14 protein-coding genes are annotated in these 16,861 nt (G+C 59.3%); 9 read left to right on the top strand and 5 right to left on the bottom strand.

Going from position 1 to position 16,861, the window contains the following annotated elements; all coding sequences use genetic code 11:
• The first annotated feature begins 126 nt into the window (after positions 1-126).
• Positions 127-1,008: a WYL domain-containing protein gene (locus HF945_RS16570; protein ID WP_290523664.1), complete on the top strand. Its 882-nt coding sequence runs from the start codon at positions 127-129 to the stop codon at positions 1,006-1,008.
• 308 nt (positions 1,009-1,316) lie between these two features.
• On the opposite strand, the gene HF945_RS16565 is transcribed toward HF945_RS16570, so the two are convergent.
• Positions 1,317-2,327, bottom strand: coding sequence for an AraC family transcriptional regulator (locus HF945_RS16565; RefSeq protein WP_290523663.1), 1,011 nt, complete (start codon positions 2,325-2,327; stop codon positions 1,317-1,319).
• Positions 2,328-2,427: 100 nt separating this feature from the next.
• Here HF945_RS16565 and HF945_RS16560 point away from each other — a divergent pair, with 100 nt between their 5' ends.
• Positions 2,428-3,354: a fatty acid desaturase gene (locus HF945_RS16560; RefSeq protein ID WP_290523662.1), complete on the top strand. Its 927-nt coding sequence runs from the start codon at positions 2,428-2,430 to the stop codon at positions 3,352-3,354.
• 336 nt (positions 3,355-3,690) lie between these two features.
• Here the strand turns inward: HF945_RS16560 and HF945_RS16555 are convergent, their stop codons facing one another.
• Together HF945_RS16555 and HF945_RS16550 are read right to left on the bottom strand one after the other, a co-directional pair.
• Positions 3,691-4,341, bottom strand: coding sequence for a hypothetical protein (locus tag HF945_RS16555; RefSeq protein WP_290523661.1), 651 nt, complete (start codon positions 4,339-4,341; stop codon positions 3,691-3,693).
• Positions 4,338-5,339 carry a virulence protein RhuM/Fic/DOC family protein gene (locus tag HF945_RS16550; RefSeq protein ID WP_290523660.1) on the bottom strand — a complete coding sequence of 334 codons (1,002 nt, stop codon included), beginning with the start codon at positions 5,337-5,339 and terminating at the stop codon, positions 4,338-4,340. Before HF945_RS16550 ends, HF945_RS16555 begins: the two co-directional genes overlap by 4 nt.
• A 292-nt stretch (positions 5,340-5,631) precedes the next feature.
• On the opposite strand from HF945_RS16550, the gene HF945_RS16545 reads away from it, so the two are divergent.
• Positions 5,632-6,147, top strand: coding sequence for a CPCC family cysteine-rich protein (locus HF945_RS16545; protein ID WP_290525438.1), 516 nt, complete (start codon positions 5,632-5,634; stop codon positions 6,145-6,147).
• Positions 6,148-6,548: 401 nt separating this feature from the next.
• Here HF945_RS16545 and HF945_RS16540 read toward each other — a convergent pair whose 3' ends face one another.
• Positions 6,549-7,493 (bottom strand): LysR family transcriptional regulator, encoded by a 945-nt coding sequence (locus HF945_RS16540; RefSeq protein ID WP_290523659.1) that lies wholly within the window; start codon positions 7,491-7,493, stop codon positions 6,549-6,551.
• A gap of 251 nt (positions 7,494-7,744) precedes the next feature.
• Between HF945_RS16540 and HF945_RS16535 the strand changes: the two genes are divergently transcribed.
• Positions 7,745-9,160: an acetyl-CoA carboxylase biotin carboxylase subunit gene (locus HF945_RS16535; RefSeq protein ID WP_290523658.1), complete on the top strand. Its 1,416-nt coding sequence runs from the start codon at positions 7,745-7,747 to the stop codon at positions 9,158-9,160.
• A 26-nt stretch (positions 9,161-9,186) separates the two neighbouring features.
• On the top strand, positions 9,187-11,004 hold the full coding sequence (gene oadA, locus HF945_RS16530) for a sodium-extruding oxaloacetate decarboxylase subunit alpha (protein ID WP_290523657.1): 1,818 nt from the start codon (positions 9,187-9,189) through the stop codon (positions 11,002-11,004).
• 764 nt (positions 11,005-11,768) lie between these two features.
• Here the strand turns inward: oadA and doeB are convergent.
• Positions 11,769-12,758, bottom strand: coding sequence for a N(2)-acetyl-L-2,4-diaminobutanoate deacetylase DoeB (doeB, locus tag HF945_RS16525; RefSeq protein ID WP_290523656.1), 990 nt, complete (start codon positions 12,756-12,758; stop codon positions 11,769-11,771).
• Between the two features lie 190 nt (positions 12,759-12,948).
• Here doeB and HF945_RS16520 point away from each other — a divergent pair, with 190 nt between their 5' ends.
• The 4 genes from HF945_RS16520 to rpoZ all read left to right on the top strand — a co-directional run bounded on the left by HF945_RS16520 (position 12,949) and on the right by rpoZ (position 16,728).
• A complete protein-coding gene (locus HF945_RS16520) occupies positions 12,949-13,962 on the top strand; it encodes an oxygenase MpaB family protein (RefSeq protein ID WP_290523655.1) in 1,014 nt (337 codons plus the stop codon).
• Positions 13,963-14,322: 360 nt separating this feature from the next.
• Complete coding sequence (locus HF945_RS16515) at positions 14,323-15,339, top strand: hypothetical protein (RefSeq protein WP_290523654.1); 1,017 nt, start codon at positions 14,323-14,325, stop codon at positions 15,337-15,339.
• 139 nt (positions 15,340-15,478) lie between these two features.
• Positions 15,479-16,102, top strand: coding sequence for a guanylate kinase (gmk, locus tag HF945_RS16510; protein ID WP_290523653.1), 624 nt, complete (start codon positions 15,479-15,481; stop codon positions 16,100-16,102).
• 362 nt (positions 16,103-16,464) lie between these two features.
• Positions 16,465-16,728, top strand: coding sequence for a DNA-directed RNA polymerase subunit omega (rpoZ, locus tag HF945_RS16505; protein ID WP_035232669.1), 264 nt, complete (start codon positions 16,465-16,467; stop codon positions 16,726-16,728).
• Positions 16,729-16,861: the final 133 nt, after the last annotated feature.

Here is a 16,861-nt window from a genome sequence, read left to right as displayed (position 1 = left end):
GCATCCCTGCCGCGGTCTCATCGAACCCTTGATGACAGCCCCACATTATGCATTTACTATCGTCATGCCAATACTGACTACATGAACATGTCGCCTTTCGGCATGTGTCGCTTTTTGGAGCACAACATGGCGCGTACAGCAGGGAAGAATGCGGCGGATTGGCCGCTACGCTGGGATTTGTTATTGCGGTACCGGTTGATCGAGGTGATTGCCCTGTGGGAAGGACGACTGACGACCAATCATCTGGTGCGCGCCTTCGGCATTGGGCGCCAGCAGGCCAGCAAGGACATTAATCTCTATCTGAATGAGTATGCGCCAGGCAATCTGGAGTATGACCTGTCACTCAAAGGCTATAAGCCAGCCACCGGTTTCAAGCCGGTATTCACTCGCGGTCAGGCGGATGAGTATCTGCAGATGATGCATGCCCGGGAAGATCTGAGCTGCGCCTTCGAAGCACTGGATGTACGGGAGCTGAATACCGAGGTATTGCTGCCACCCTCACGGGATCTTCGCCCAGCGGTGTTACGGCCCATCCTGCAGGCGTGCCGGGAAGGATTGCGGGTGGAGATTGAATACACCTCCCTGAACAACCCCGAGCCGGAATACAGGGTAATTCAGCCTCATACCGTGGTGCATAACGGCATGCGCTGGCACGTACGAGCCTGGTGTGAAAAGAACAGCGATTACCGGGATTTTGTGCTGAGTCGAATCATGGACAAGCCTGAGATCACCCTGCCCGGCGAACAGGGCGCAGACCAGGATAAAGCCTGGCAGAAGTCACTAACCTTGAAGGTGGTGCCAGATCCACGCCTGTCCGATGCGCAACAGAAAGTGATTGCCCGGGATTACGGGATGACGCGAGGCGTCTTGTCGATCCCCTGCCGCGCTGCGATGGCAAATTACATCGTGCAGTTATTGCGGCTGGATGATCAGGATCATCGTGGGCCAGAGGCCCAGCAGGTGGTGCTGGGGAATTTTGATGTGGTTAAGAAATGGTTGTGGAAGTGAACGCTTCTGGGTATGCCGCATCCATTCATTCTGTTGGTCTGTTGCTCGACTGCAATCATGGAGGGCTGCCTGTGCTGCCCTCTTCGCGATAGCAGCATCGCTAAAAAATCGCCAGCAGGCTGGCTCCTACGAGGGAGGGGGGGCGCGTACAGGCACGCCTCTGGTTTCCCTTAAGCCAGAATCGTCTGCAGGCAGACTCCCACAGCGACTCGATAACCCAGGGCTCTGAGCGGCTTTCTGTAACAGCGCGAGAAGCTGTCATGGTATGGCATCCTCGCGGCGGCTGGGGGTGCCATGCAGATTTGAGGTTAGTGCTTGTCCCGATATTCGCTGGGGGAGCAGCCTTGCCAGCGGCGGAAGGCGCGGACGAAGCCGCCGGCGTCGGTGTAGGCCAGGTGGGCGGCGACTTCTTCGATTTTCATGGTGGTGCTGGTGAGCAGTTGCAGGGCCAGTTGGCGGCGCTCTTCTTCTACCAGATCGCGGTAGCTGGTGCCTTCCTGTTCCAGTTTTCGGCGCAGGCTGCGCGAGGACAGGGCCAGGGCGCTGGCCATGTCGTTGAGGGTGGCGCCGAGGCCCAGTTCGCCCAGTAGTTGCTGGCGTACTTTGCCGGCAATGCCGCTGTTTTCTACGGTGTCCATGCGCTGCTGGCATTGCTGTTCGAGCATGCGGGTGAGCACCGGATCGTAGCCGGGGAAGGGCTGGCTGGCGCCGGCGCGGTTCACCAGGATGCGGTTGCTGCGGGCGGCGAAGGTGGGTTTCACGCCACATTCTTCCTGAATGGCCTCGGCACTGACATCGGGCTGGCCGGCCAGGTCGATGGCGCGAAAGTCCACGCCTTGCAGGGTGATTTCCCGCACCAGATTCAGGGCCGTGGCCATGTCCCGCTCGAGCAGAAACTGGCGCAGGTGCGGCGGGATGGGATCCGGGTCGAAGGTGATGCCAAAGGTGTCGTCGTCTTCCACCAGTTCGATGCGGCAGTAGGCGGTGCTGAGAGGAAGATAGCGCACCCCCAGGATGGCCGCTTCACGCAGGGTCTTGCAGGTGCGCAGGGCGAAGCCCCACACCCCGAAGGTGGCCAGGTGGTATTGCAGACCCAATTCGAAGCCCCAGGCGCCGTCGTCCGGCAGGGCCAGCATCAGGTTTTCGATCAGGCGCATTTCCTGGGTGCGAGTGACCAATCCCTCTCCGCTGGAAAGGGCGTCATCGGCAATGCCGGTGCCGAGCAGGCAGGTCTGCCTGTCGATGCCATGGCGCTGGGCAAAGTTGAGCATCACCTGGCTGATGGCTACCGGGTGGAGGGTGTCGTCGCTGTGTTGCATTGCCCGTTCCGCTGATCCGCCGTTAGCGCTGGCCACTTCTGCAGGGTGATTGGCCACGGCGGCTATTCTGATTGTGAGGGTGCCGGCCTAGTCTGGAACCATGATAACCACCAGAGGCAGCACCATGGACCCGGCAACCTTGAACAAGCAGGCCATTGCCTGCGCCAAACACTATATGGGCAAAACCGCGTGGCCGACAATTGCGCTCACGTTGGCCGTGGTGGTGGCCTTTGTTGCCACGCTGTTACTGTTTGCCAATGGCACCCTTGGCCCCTGGCAGGCCTACTTCCTGGTGGCGGCGCTTACCTACATGTCGTATACGCCGCTACATGAAGCCGCCCACGGCAATATCCATGGCCAGAACGATAGCCGCAAGTGGATCAACGATCTGTGTGGCTACTTGGTGGCCCCCATCATCGCGATTCCTTATGCCTCGCATCGCATCGAGCACTTTACCCATCACCGCTATACCAATCAGCCGGACAAGGACCCGGACTTTGTGGTCAGCGGGATGCAGAAAAACCCCTTGGCGATGATCATCGCCGGGCTGCGTTTTCAGTGGATTCAGAATACCTTCTTTGTACAGCACAGCTGGGGCAGCGCCTCGCTGAAAGAAAAACTGATTTACTGCAGCGAGCTGACCGTGTCGCTGGGATGGCGGATTGCCTTTCTGGTGATGGTGGATCAACCGGGGACGGCGGTGGTGTTGCTGCTGGGCTACTACACGGGTGGGCTGTTCACTGCCTACTGGTTTGCCTACCGCCCGCACCACCCGTACAAGGTGAGCGAGCGTTACCGCAATACCAACAGCCTGATCATGCCGCGCTGGATGAAACCGGTGGAATGGTTCTGGCTGGGTCAGAATCTGCATTCCATTCATCATCTTTTTCCGCGCGTGCCGTTTTATCAGTACCACGCCCTGCACCGGGATATCGAACCGATTCTGCAGGCCCAGGGCACCCCGATTATCGGCATTTTTTCGCGTGAGCCGGTGGCGGTGAGCACCAGCAGTGAGAGCACTGACTGACCCCTGCGACGACAGTTCAACACCCTGTTTAACGGAACAGCTACCGGGATCCTCCCTGAAAACTGTGACCGCCTCGTTGGCGAGCCGTTACTCACCGCTTGGTGCTGGGGAATTATGATGCGATTTAGAAGCGGTTATGGGTAGGGTGTTCGCGCCGCGAATGACACTTCGGCAGAAGCATCACTGCGGGAGCGGTCGTTTGCGATGCCCTGCGGGTGCGACCGCGATCTGTGCGCCTTGCTACCAGCCAGCTTTTCGCGGTGGAACCACCGCTCCTACAACAGCGGAAAACCAGGTTGCTGGTTTGTGGCCTACCCTACCCTCAGTTTCTACTGATCAGTGATAACGGTCTTTCCTGTATCGGAAACCCGCCATGGAGGTGACATTTTCCGGAAGTGTGGGCTGCACGGTTCTCGGGTTGGGTGCTGCACCTTGCTCCGGCAGGGATTCCAGCAGGGCCAGAAAGTCGCGCTCAGGCCATAGGGCGTCCTTTCCACTTTTTATCATGCAAGGCCGCTGGGCAAGATTGGCAGCCAATCCATAGCCGAGAATTTCATCCACTTTGCAATCTTCCAGCATAAAGCCTGCATCCTGCCCCATCTGGTTTAGGCTTCCCTGAACTGAGCGGTCTGTTTGGCTATCCATTTTCAAGCGCTGCAGGGCATGGCCGACTTTCTTCAGCTGCAAGGCCGTTGCTCCGCACTTCATCAATGTATTCATCAGGGCATCTTCGAACCAGTATTCCAGGTTGGCGAAGTCGGGCTTTTTCAGGGAAGCAATAAATAGCGGAAAGCGTGTGGTGTCGTGTACGAACATCACGCAATTACGGCGCTGGATGGTGAGCAGGTTGGCATGCCAGCCGCTGAGCGGGCTGAGTTGGCCCGGCACTGTTGGCAGGGCACCGTGCGTTTTTGAGACCGGCAGATTGCCCTGTTCATCGACCGGCAATCTGGCCAGCAGTTTTTTCGTGCAATGGATTTCTATCATGGGGTTTGAGTGCTACTCAGCATGTTCATGATCAGACGGATCAGGACCTCTTTCTGTTTCGGGTCGGATTCTGCTACCAGCAGGGTGAGGGCTGCCAGGCCGGTGTCGTTGATGATGGGGTTACCGTTTGCATCGAGCAGGCGACCGTTGCGGTGCAGGAAGTCTACGAACAGGAAGGCACCACTGCGTTTGTTGCCGTCGGAGAACGGGTGGTTCTTCACCACAAAATACAGCAGATGTGCCGCTTTGCTTTCTATGGAGGGGTAAGCGGGTTCGCCGAAGACGGACTGATCCAGGTTACCAAAGATACCGGCCAGACCGGCCTCTCTTACCCGGGCGAACAGATCTGTAGCCTCGCCTCGTGCCATTAGCTGGGATTTGAGTTCCCCCAGTGCGCTCATCGCTTCTCTTTCGCTGGGCAGTTTTCCGCCTTTTTCACCTTCGGGTTCATCGAGCAGGCCTTCGTCGTAGCGTTGTAGCCAGAGGAAGGTTTGGGTGTAGCGGGAAACGACATCGACCAGACCACGGCCGGCCTGGTCGGTGAGTTCCGGGCTTTGGGCGGCTTTCTGGACCTGGGCGAGGGCCTGCTGGAGTTCGGCGGCGTTGCGCTCGAAGCGGTGGCGATCCATGACATACCCTTGATTCAGGTATGCCCGGAGTATACGCGTGGACCATTGCCGAAATTGGGTCGCCTGGGTCGAGTTGACCCGATACCCCACTGAAATTATCGCATCCAGATTGTAGTGCTTCAGGTTCCTGCGTACCCGCCGTTTGCCTTCCTGACGAACTACCGAGAAATCCTCGGTAGTTGATAGCTCATCTAACTCCCTGTCCTTATAGATATTTTTCAAGTGAAGGCTGATGTTATCAGCAGAAGTAGCAAACAACTCTGCCATCTGAGCCTGACTAACCCACAAGGTATCGGCATCCAGCCGCACCTCGATTTGCGTCTCGCCATCGGCGGTTTGATAGATCTCGATCTGCTTTTCTGTACTCATAGGGTCTCCTGGCATCCTTGCTCTGTGGGGACGGGCCCGAATCCTTTCGGGTTATCTGATCCATACTATACGTCTTGGGGTGGGGATTCATGGGCTGACTGGGCGCTCGTGTTTATTTTGGGTTGGGAGCCAAATTGAAATAGTGGCAGGGCTCATTTCAGGTTTAACGGTTGGAAGCTCTCCCTCGCTTGGGCTCGGGTTCGCGCCTCGAGAGGCGCTCCTACAGCGGGATGCCAGGCCCGTGTTTGATTTGCGGGGTTGGTGTTTAATGGTGATCTCTTTTTGATTGGCTGTGTTGGTGGGTATGCGGACTCCTCCCTGGACTGACGAGAATCAGGCGGCACTGGATCAGCGGCGTGCGTTGTTTGGGCCGACGTTGTGTCGTGGTGTTCGGCTGAAGAAGCACAAGGTGCTGGAGCGGGTGCCTTGTCCTTGTTGTGGGTATCCGACGCTGGCGCGGCGGGATGCTTATGAGATCTGCTGTCTGTGCATCTGGGAAGATGATGGGGAGGATGACGCCAATACCCAAGACTGGGGTGGTGGGCCGAATGGAGCCTATTCGCTGACACAGGCGCGGGCGAATGTTGTGGCGTTCGGGACCATGTATCACCCGGAGAATAATACGACGGTGACGGGGAATGATTCGGCGGAGATTACTGCGTTGAAGCAGGAATTGATCGGGTTGTATGAGGCGTTGCCTTCGGCAGTCGGCGAAGAAGCATTAGTTGCGCATTGGAAGGACATTCTGGATCAGGAGCGCACCTTGAGGAAGGCAGAGGAGAAACGCTGGAAGGATTTGAATCGGTAGCTCTCCGGCCGCCCTGTAGGAGCCCAGCTTGCCTGGGCGAACCGTGCAAGCACGGCTCTTCATATCGATATTTCGATGCATTGGTTTCTCCCTTCGGTCGCCTCGCTGCGCGAGGTTCGCCCAGGCAAGCTGGGCTCCTACAAAAAGCATTCGCTTGCAGGCATACCCTGAGAAAAGATCGCCTGCAGGCAGGCTCCTACGGCGAAAATTTCTTTTGTGGGAGCGGTGGTTCCACCGCGATGAAGGCGCCGCGTCGCGGCTATCGCGGTCGGACGACCGCTCTTACATCCAAGACCAGCCCTGTCGTTGGCGGACTGGTTACAGGCTTCTCCCCCATTCGGCCAACAAGTTGGCTCTCCCACAAAAAGTTCGCACCTCGAGTGGTGCTCCTACAGGTATCGTCAGGTTTGTTCGCGGAAGCGGGCGGCGATTTGTTTCAGGTTTTGCTGGACGTAGTCCACGAAGGCGGACATGGCGGGGGTGGGGTATTTGGTTTTGGGGTAGACCACGCACCAGGAGCGGCGTAAGGGGAAGCCTTTTACCGGTAGCGCTTTGAGCTGGCCCAGTTGCAGTTCGGCGCGCAGGCTCAGGCGGGGCAGGACGGCGACGCCGAGGCCGGCCATGGCGGCGTGTTTGATGGCGTCGTTGGCACCCAGTTCCATGAAGGGGGCCAGACTCAGGCGGCGCTCCTGACAGAACAGCTCCAGGGTCAGGCGGCTGCCGGAGCCTGACTCTCTCACCAGCAGTTTTTCCTTCAGAAAACGCTCCGGGGTGATGCTCTCTGCATTCGCCAGCGGGTGATCCGGGGCGGCCACGGCGATGAAATCGTTATCCAGAAACGGCAGCACGTTAAGCGGTTTGTCTTCCGGGACGATGCCGAGAATCATCAGGTGATCTTCATTGTCATCCAGGCGGCGCAGGGCTTCGGCGCGGTTCACCACGCGCAGGTTCACGGTCACGTCCGGATGGGCGGCGACGAATCCTTTCAGCAAATACGGCACCACGTACTGGGCGGTGTTCACCGCCACCAGTTTCAATTCCCCGGCCACCCGGCCCTGCTGGGCGGCCAGATCGGTTTGCAGGTTTTTCAGGGATTCGAAGATGCCGGCGGCGGTCTCGGCCAGACGCTCACCGGCGGCGGTGGTGTAGAGCTTGCGGCCCACATATTCGAACACCGGCATGTCCAGCGCGGCTTCCAATTGGCGGATCTGGCTGCTGACGGCGGGCTGGGTGAGGCCCAGCTGCTCGCCGGCGCGGCTGTAGCTGCGGCATTCATGCACCGCCAGAAACACCTGTAACTGGCGGAAGGTGAGGCGACTGAGGAGCTGGTGAAGGGTGTGCGGCATGGTGTCTCTGTGGTTTTTTGGTCTGACGTCGGACGTCGGATGTCGGATGTCTGACGACAGAAGCAACACTGCCGTCTTTTATGTTTAGCGTCCGCCGTCCGACCTCAGACGTCCGACCGCCCTGGAGCCCAGATTAAACCTGACGTTTCGCCCCACCCATAAGCAATACCTTATACTCACCTAACCAGATTCTGATTTCTACTTATGGATTGACCGGAATAGCCTCCAGACCCTCGATGGAGGAGCTTTACATGCTGAAGAAAGTCCTGATTGCCAACCGGGGCGAGATCGCGGTGCGGATCATTCGTGCCTGTGCCGAGATGGGTATCCGCTCGGTGGCGATCTACACCGAGCCCGACCGCTACGGCCTGCACGTGAAGCGTGCGGACGAGGCCTACTCCCTGGGCGATGACCCCATTGCCGGGTATCTGGACCCGCAGAAGATTGTCAGCCTGGCCAAGCAGGTGGGCTGCGATGCGATCCACCCGGGGTACGGATTCCTGTCGGAGAACGCTGAATTTGCCCGCCTGTGTGAAGAACAGGGCGTGCGTTTTATCGGCCCGAAATCCGAAGTGATCCACAAGATGGGCGACAAGACCCAGGCCCGCGACAGCATGCGCGCCGCCGGGGTGCCGGTGACGCCGGGCTCGGAAGGCAACCTGAAGGATCTGGACGATGCCCTGGCGCTGGCCGATGAGATCGGCTACCCGGTGATGCTGAAAGCCACCTCTGGCGGTGGCGGCCGCGGCATCCGCCGTTGCGACAGCGCCGACGAGTTGCGCACCCAGTATCCGCGGGTGATCAGTGAAGCCACCAAGGCCTTCGGCAGCGCGGAAGTGTTCCTGGAAAAGTGCATCGTCAATCCCCGTCATATCGAGGTGCAGATTCTCGCCGACAGCGACGGCAATGTGATTCATCTGTACGAGCGCGACTGCTCCATCCAGCGTCGCAATCAAAAGCTGATCGAGATTGCCCCCAGCCCGCAGCTCACCCCCGAGCAGCGCAACTATATTGGCGGCCTGGCGGTAACTGCCGCCGAGGCGGTGGGCTACGAGAATGCCGGCACGGTGGAATTCCTGCTCACCGGCAACGAAGTCTACTTCATGGAAATGAACACCCGGGTGCAGGTGGAGCACACCATCACCGAGCAGATCACCGGGGTGGACATCGTTCGCGAGCAGCTGCGCATTGCCGCCGGCCTGCCGCTGAGCTATCGCCAGCAGGACATCAGCTACCGCGGTTTCGCCCTGCAGTTCCGTATCAATGCGGAAGACCCGAAGAACGATTTCCTGCCCAGCTTTGGCCGCGTCAGTCATTACTACGCGCCGGGCGGCCCGGGGGTGCGGGTGGATACCGCCATCTACACCGGTTACGAGATTCCGCCCTACTACGATTCCATGTGCCTGAAGCTGGTGGTGTGGGCGCTGCAGTGGGACGACGTGATTGCCCGCGGTGAGCGCGCCCTGGATGACATGCGCCTGCACGGCATTCGCACCACCGCCAGCTACTACAAGCAGATTCTCCAGCACCCGGATTTCCGCGCCGCGGATTTCAACACCAGTTTTGTGCCCGAGCATCCGGAACTGCTGCAGTACTCGGAAAAGAAACATCCCACGGAAATGGCGCTTGCCATCGCCACCGCCCTGGCCGCCCACGCCGGCTGGTAATCCGTCGCCGAAAACAGGAATTGATCATGAGCAACAGCAACGCCAAGAAAGTCGAAATTACTGATGTGATCCTGCGCGACGCCCACCAGTCGCTGATCGCCACCCGCATGCGCACCGAAGACATGCTGCCGATCTGCGAGAAGCTGGACAAGGTCGGCTACTGGTCACTGGAAGCCTGGGGCGGCGCCACCTTTGATGCCTGCGTGCGCTTCCTCAAAGAAGATCCCTGGGAGCGTCTGCGCAAGCTGCGCGAAGCCCTGCCCAACACCCGCCTGCAAATGCTGCTGCGCGGCCAGAACCTGCTGGGCTATCGCCATTACGCCGACGATGTGGTGGAAGCCTTCGTTCAGAAATCTGCCGACAACGGCATGGACGTATTCCGGGTGTTCGATGCGCTGAACGATGTGCGCAACCTGGAAACCGCCATGAAGGCAGTGAATAAATCCGGCAAGCATGCCCAGGGCACCCTGTGCTACACCACCAGCCCGGTGCACACCCCGGAACTGTTCGTGACCATGGCCAAGCAGCTGCGTGACATGGGCGCGCACTCCATCGCCATCAAGGACATGGCCGGCCTGCTGACGCCCTACGCCACCTACGATCTGGTGAAAGCACTGAAGGAAGAAGTGGATCTGCCGCTGGTGCTGCACAGCCACTCCACGGCCGGTCTCGCGCCGCTGTGTCAGATGAAGGCCATCGAAGCCGGTGTGGATCGTATCGACACCGCCATCTCCGCCTTCGCCAGTGGCACCAGCCACCCGGCCACCGAAGCCATGGTGGCTGCACTGGCGGGTACCGAACATGACACCGGCCTGGACCTGACCCTGCTCAGCGAGATCGCCGATTACTTCCGCGAAGTGCGCAAGAAGTATCACCAGTTCGAAAGCGAATTCACTCGCGAAGACGTGTCCGTGCAGATCAACCAGGTACCGGGCGGCATGATGTCCAACCTGGCCAACCAGCTGAAAGAGCAGAACGCGCTGGACCGCATCCGCGAGGTGTTCGACGAGATTCCCCGTGTGCGTGCCGATCTTGGCTACCCACCGCTGGTGACGCCCTCTTCTCAGATCGTCGGCACCCAGGCGGTGTACAACGTGCTCTCCGGTGAGCGCTATAAGACCATCACCAATGAAGTGAAGCGTTACTTCCAGGGCGGCTACGGTCAGGCACCGGCGCCGGTGAATTCGGATGTGCAGAAGAAGGCCATCGGCAACGAGAGTCCCATGGAAGGTCGTCCGGCGGACCTGCTGTCACCGGAGCTGAACAAGCTCCGCAGCGAGATCGGTGAGCTGGCCGGTAACGAGGAAGACGTACTGACCTTTGCCATGTTCCCGGAGCTGGGCCGCGAGTTCCTGCAGCAGCGTGCCGACGGCACCCTGAAGCCGGAAGCCCTGTTGCCCGAGCCGGTGCCCGGCAAGCAAAAAGGCAGCGAAGGCACACCCACCGAGTTCATCATCGATGTGCACGGCGAAACCTATGAAGTGGCCATCACCGGTGTTGGTGAAGCAGGCAGCGGCAAGCGCAAGCTGTACCTGTCGCTGGATGGCATGCCGGAAGAGACCGTGTTCGAGCCGCTCAACGAATACGCCGCCGAAGGCGGCGGCAGCAAACGCCGCCCTGCCACCGATCCGGGGCACGTCACCACGGCCATGCCGGGTAATGTGGTGGACGTGCTGGTGAAAGAAGGCGACGTGGTGAAAGCCGGCCAGGGTGTGATGGTGACCGAAGCCATGAAGATGGAGAACGAAATCCAGGCCAACATCGCCGGCACCGTGAAAGCGGTGTATGTGGAGAAAGGGGATAGGGTGACGCCGGGTGAGGTGTTGATCGAGATTGAGGGGTAAGGGAGACGCTTCACGCAGCACGCATCAGGCAACACGCGGCTGTGGTGCGGCCTCTCCTGTGGGAGCTTGCCTGCAAGCGATATGGAATCGCCAACTGCACCATCGTTTGCAGGCAAACTCCCACAGAGGACACATCGCAGCCCAGCCGCCGTAGGAGCTAGCCTGCTGGCGATGTTGTGGTGATCAGGCGCCTTTCGCCAGCAGGCTGGCTCCTATGGAATTAATCTCAATCTCCACCCTGTGGGAGCGGTGGTTCCACCGTGAAGGTTTTGATCTGGCCTTTGGGATCGCGGTCGCACCCGGAGGGCATAGCAAACGACCGCTCCTACAACACACTTACCTCTAAGCACCTGTGGGAGCTTGCCTGCAAGCGATAAGGCATCGCCAACTGCACCATCGTTTGCAGGCAAGTTATTCGCTTCGCTCACCCTTCGGGCCGCACTCCGTGCGTTACTTCGCTACGCTACGTTCCCACAGAAGACATGGGCCCCAGCCGCCGTAGGAGCCAGCCTGTTGGCGATGTTGTGGTGATCAGGCGCTTTCGCCAGCAGGCTGGCTCCTACGGAATTAATCTCAATCTCCACCCTGTGGGAGCGGTGGTTCCACCGCGAAGGTGTTGATCTGGCCTTTGGGATCGCGGTCGAACGACCGCTCCTACAACACATCTACCTCTGAGCACCTGTGGGAGCTTGCCTGCAAGCGATGGGGCATTTCCAACCGCCGCATCGTTTGCAGGCAGACTCCCACAGGTTCAAAAGCAGACGCTAGCGTGGCACCGCCAGCACCGCGAAGGTGTCGCCTACATTGACCAGTGCCGGGTGGCGGCGGCCGATTAGCAGGGCGTTGTAGGGGGCGCGGTATTCCTGTGGGGTGGTGCCGGTGCGATGCATGTCATGGATGCGCGCGATGACTTCCCCTTCCCTTACCCAGTCCCCCAGCGCCACTGCAAATTCCAGAATCCCGGCATGCTCACTGACCCGGTAGGCATCGCCATCAGGAATTTCCAGCGCCTGTGATGGCAGGGTTTCCACTGCGCCGGGGAGCACACCGGCATGGCGCAGCACATTGTCGATGCCACGTTCGGCAATGGCAACAGTCTCCGGGGTGGTGGTGCCGCCACCGCGCAGTTCGGTGCTGATAAAGACTTTGCCCTGCCCTTCCACCGCGCTGTCGAACAGCACATCCCCTTCCAGCTCCGCCATGTACAAGGTGTAGGGCGCGCCGAAGGCGGCGGCACCGGCCAGGCAACGGGCTTCGAATGCCTTGTCGTCCATACGATGGGTAGCAGCAAAGGGAAGCAGGTCCAGGGTCTTGCCGCCGGAATGGATGTCCAGCACCACGTCACTGATGGGCACCAGATAACGGGTGAGATAGTCCGCCAGTTTTTCCGTGAGGGTGCCGGCCGGGTTGCCGGGGAAGCAGCGATTCAGGTTGCCACCATCCAGCGGCGAGGTGCGTGAGCCATTCAGCACTGCCGGATAATTGAGCATGGGCACGATGATCACCCGGCCGGAGATCTGCTCCGGCTGTAACCGGTTGGCTAGCTTCAGCAAGGCGGTGATGCCCTCGTACTCATCACCGTGATTGCCACCGGTGAGCAGCACGGTGGGGCCGTCACCGTTACGCACTACGGTGATGGGCGTCATCACGTGCCCCCAGGCAGAACCATCATGGGAATGGGGCAGCTTGAGAAAACCGTGCTGAATGCCGTCGCGGTCATAATCCACGCTGGCGATGATCGGGCTTTCGCTCATACAGGGCAACACTCACTTAAATCACATTGCCGCCATACTGCGCCTTTGTCTCTTTACTTGCACCGGGTTTCCCGGTCACCACCAATGCACTTTTTGTTTCCGAAAACCGGAATGAGACAGAAAAATTGATCTGTATCAAAACTCATTGGTTCCGGGCCTCTAGGCTGACCCCAATAAAGGAGGACAGCTCATGCAGACTCAAACCAACAACAACTATGAAAGTAGCCAGACCCTGAGCCAGGCCGTCAGCAAGGAGGCCCTGCACAAGCAGCTTGAGATCATGACCCGCCGGGTGCTGGATCCGAACGTGGGCCTGTATGGCCCGGGCTCCATGGCCTGGAAAGTCCACGGCAATATCTCGGTGATGTTCGGTGCCGGTGCCGCCAACTTGCTGCAGCTGGCGCACCCCTGGGTATCCCAGGCCATCGACCAGCACTCCCAGACCCAGACCGACCCCATGGGCCGTCTGCAGCGCACCTTCCTGAATGTGCACTCCATGGTGTTTGGCAATCTGGATCAGGTACTGGAATCCGCGGTGCGGGTGCACAACATCCACGCCAAGATTACCGGCCAGGTGTCCGAGTCCACCGGTCGCACCAGGGAGCAGACCGAGTACTTCGCCAACCAGGTGGAAGCGCTGCTGTGGGTGCACGCTACCCTGTGGATCATTGCCCTGCGGGTGCATGAGCTGTTCTACGGTGAAGTCACACCGCAAGAGCGTGAGCAGTATTACCAGGACTCCAAGCTGTTCGCTTACCTGTTCGGTATTCCCGAGGAAGCCATGCCGGAAAACTGGGATGCCTATGTGGCCTGGTTCAATGCCGTGGTGGATTCCGATCTGCTGGCCGTGGGCAAGGTGGGCCGTGAGCTGGTGGATTACCTGTTCACCATGCGCAGCTGGCTGGTACCGCTACTCAACCGCCATCGTATTCATACGTCCGTGCTGCTGCCGGAATCCCTGCGCGCGCCTTTCGGTATGCCCGCGGTGACGCCGGAGATCCAGGCCAAGTTCGATTTCGACATCAACCTGATTCGCAACGTGATGAAGCTGGTACCGGTGCACCTGCGCTGGATTCCCTCCCAGATCGAGGCCCGTCGTCGCCTCAAGGGCAAGCGCACCGATTTCATCACCCGCATGACCAACAAGCTGGTCTACGGCCGCCCGCTGCTGGTAGCCGGCACCAGACGTCAACAGACTGCCTGAACCGTTGTTATCCCGGTCCTTTCAGCCCGCCTTTGGCGGGCTTTTTTGTTGCCGCTCTGCGGCTGCATCACGCTTCATGCAACACGCGACACGCTAACCCGGGAAAGCCGTACGGTGAGAGTGCGCTTGCTCGCGAAGGCATGTTGGTGGAGGGCGGGAGAGACTTCGTTTGCAGGAAAACTGTCACATCAAAATCGAAAACCGCCTTCGGCCAATTCTGACCGGCCACGTTCCCGTTAATCTGCGATGCCCCATTTTTGCTTCCCTGCTCTTCCATCCTGGCTGCCCGGCAGTAACATGAGCTCCCATTCAAAAGCTGTTATTTGCATATCTCTCCATCTTTACCCGCATGGATGCATCATGAAAAAAGGCATTTTCGTTCTCCTGATTGGCAGCTTTGTGCTGATCGGCATCAGCAAGATTGGCCTTCAGCTGAAGACCACCTGGGACACCCAGCAACGCCTGTACGCGGGCCTTCTGGAGAACATCGTCAAACAACAAGCGAGCGTGGATGAACTTCAGGCGCGTATTGATGCTACCGAATCAAAAGCGGTGCTGTCGGATCATGATCGCTGGTTGATTGCACATCTGGGCAAGGTTCGGGACGGGCAGGTAAAACTGCTCCATGGCCTGCAAGCACAGTCACAACAGTTTTTCCTTCCGCTGTACCGCAGCTGGTTTGGCAATGGCTTCATGCTGGTCATTTTTGCCCTCACCGCGGCCATGGCTCTGCTGGGCAAACCGGGGCGCCTGAGCAAAGAAGAGCAGGACTGGTTACAACGGCCACTGCATGAGATACCCGACCTGTATGTGGATCCGGGCGCTCACCGTCACCAGCTCGCCCCACCCGGCTCGGCCAGCAATTTCATCACCGCCCGCCTGAAACCGCGCAATGCTCATCAACTTGGCATTGTGCGCAGCCGCACGCTGACCGCCATGGGCCTGGCTTTCCTGCTCGCGCCCCAGGGAGGGCTGCTGTTTGACCTGTTTACCCTGACCGACACCTTGCTTCACACGAACACCTCGTTCTTCGAGCTTCCCTGGAACACCCTGAGCAACAGCCTGATGGTATCCATCCCCTTTGCCATCGTGGGTTTGTATTTGCTGTTCAACACCAGCCACGACGTGCGGATTGACCGCCGCGAACAGGTAATTTATCTGGGTGACCGCACCCTGCCGTTCCGGGACGTGGAATCACTGCAATTGAATCAGATACTCGCTACCGGTGAGCGCACCTATCCCAACAGCCAGATCCAGCTGAACCTTAATAACGGGGAATGCCTGTCTTTGATGAATCACGCAGGTGACGACGCCATGTATGTGGACCTGGTCCGGCTGGCGCGCTTCATGGGCAAGCCGGTCGCCCTGAATCGTTAAGGAGTCTCTGAATAATTCCTTAATGACCACATAGCGTCGCCAGCACCCGCATATCCATTCCCCGACTGTCGATAAATGACGGGCCGCAACCTTCCCCCTATAATGCGCCTTTTAACCGGGATCACAGGGACCAGCTCGTATGGCCGACAAAGGCACGCTCTATATCGTTTCCGCCCCGTCCGGCGCCGGCAAGACCAGCCTGGTGGCGGCGCTGGTCGACAAGCTGGCCCAGCTGCGTCCTTCCATTTCCCATACCACCCGGCCGATACGCCCCGGTGAGCAGGACGGGGTGAACTACCACTTCACCGACCGCGATGCCTTTGTCCGTCAGGTGGAACAGGGTCGCTTCCTGGAGCATGCCGAGGTGTTTGGCAACCTGTATGGCACCAGCTCCGACTGGGTGAAACAGACCCTCAATGGCGGTGAAGATGTGGTGCTGGAGATCGACTGGCAGGGTGCCACCCAGATCCGCAAGCAGATGCCGGAATCGGTGAGCATCTTTATCCTGCCGCCGTCACTGGAAGTACTGGCCGAGCGGCTGCGTGGCCGGGATACCGATGGCGAGGACGTGATCCAGCGTCGTCTGGACGGCGCCCAGGAAGAAATGAGCCATTACGGCGAGTTCGACTACCTGATCGTGAACGATGACTTCAACCGGGCCCTTTACGAGCTGGAAGCCATCGTCGAGGCCCGCCGCCTGGATACCCGCCGCCAGAGCGTCCGGCTGGAGCCGGTGCTGGCGAATCTGCTGGCGAAGCGGTAAGAATCGCCTGCAGGCAGGCTCCTACCGGGCCGTCTGCTGTAGGAGTTCCTCTTGAGGGACGAAGGCTCTTGTGATTTCGGGCCGTGGTGTTCGCCCCTCGAGAGGGGCTCCTACAAAAGGCGGCGGCTCTGGTTTGTATGTGGGAGCGTGCCTGCACGCGATAGGGCATATCCAACCGCACCATCGTCTGCAGGCAGACTCCCACAGCCTCGCTGTCGCTCGGAGCGCCATGCAAGCATGGGCTCCTGCGAAGTCTGTGGCCCGCCGGCACTGGACTGATCAGCTTTTCGCCATTAAAATCCCCGCCTTGCGAATTTATGTTGGTGTTGCCCGCTGGCCGCACCCGCCTGTAGGAGAACAGCATGGCACGTGTAACCGTAGAAGATTGCCTGGAACAACTGGATAACCGCTTCGAGCTGGTACTGGTGGCAGGCAAGCGCGCCCGTCAATTGCAGACTGGTGGCAAGGAGCCGCGTGTGGCCTGGGAAAACGACAAGCCCACCGTGGTTGCCCTGCGTGAAATCGCCGAAGGTCACGTGACTGCGGATTCCGTGGACAGCCCGCTGGCTGACCGCAACGCCGACGTGGACGAGCTGGCCCTGCTGACCCAGTCTTTCGGCGAGTAATTCGCCCCTGCGACGGCGGAAATACCCCGGTATTTCCGCCTGACAGCGCAATAGCCTCCCTCCGGTTTGCCGATAGGCACAACCTGTCTCCTTGTCATAGACAAAGCCCGTCCTCAAATCTAAGCTAAGAGTG

Source organism: Alcanivorax sp., from assembly GCF_017794965.1.
Classification (GTDB): domain Bacteria; phylum Pseudomonadota; class Gammaproteobacteria; order Pseudomonadales; family Alcanivoracaceae; genus Alcanivorax.
The sequence above is the reverse complement of the archived record's forward strand: the minus strand, read 5'-3'. Positions and strand labels throughout refer to the sequence as shown.

Bases quoted from the DNA above. Each gene is read 5' to 3' on its own strand.
- oadA (WP_290523657.1), top strand. From the start codon at position 9,187: ATGAGCAACAGCAACGCCAAGAAAGTCGAAATTACTGATGTGATCCTG.
- HF945_RS16570 (WP_290523664.1), top strand. From the start codon at position 127: ATGGCGCGTACAGCAGGGAAGAATGCGGCGGATTGGCCGCTACGCTGG.
- HF945_RS16555 (WP_290523661.1), bottom strand. From the start codon at position 4,341: ATGATAGAAATCCATTGCACGAAAAAACTGCTGGCCAGATTGCCGGTC.
- HF945_RS16535 (WP_290523658.1), top strand. From the start codon at position 7,745: ATGCTGAAGAAAGTCCTGATTGCCAACCGGGGCGAGATCGCGGTGCGG.
- HF945_RS16565 (WP_290523663.1), bottom strand. From the start codon at position 2,327: ATGCAACACAGCGACGACACCCTCCACCCGGTAGCCATCAGCCAGGTG.
- HF945_RS16515 (WP_290523654.1), top strand. From the start codon at position 14,323: ATGAAAAAAGGCATTTTCGTTCTCCTGATTGGCAGCTTTGTGCTGATC.
- HF945_RS16550 (WP_290523660.1), bottom strand. From the start codon at position 5,339: ATGAGTACAGAAAAGCAGATCGAGATCTATCAAACCGCCGATGGCGAG.
- HF945_RS16560 (WP_290523662.1), top strand. From the start codon at position 2,428: ATGATAACCACCAGAGGCAGCACCATGGACCCGGCAACCTTGAACAAG.
- doeB (WP_290523656.1), bottom strand. From the start codon at position 12,758: ATGAGCGAAAGCCCGATCATCGCCAGCGTGGATTATGACCGCGACGGC.
- gmk (WP_290523653.1), top strand. From the start codon at position 15,479: ATGGCCGACAAAGGCACGCTCTATATCGTTTCCGCCCCGTCCGGCGCC.
- rpoZ (WP_035232669.1), top strand. From the start codon at position 16,465: ATGGCACGTGTAACCGTAGAAGATTGCCTGGAACAACTGGATAACCGC.
- HF945_RS16540 (WP_290523659.1), bottom strand. From the start codon at position 7,493: ATGCCGCACACCCTTCACCAGCTCCTCAGTCGCCTCACCTTCCGCCAG.
- HF945_RS16520 (WP_290523655.1), top strand. From the start codon at position 12,949: ATGCAGACTCAAACCAACAACAACTATGAAAGTAGCCAGACCCTGAGC.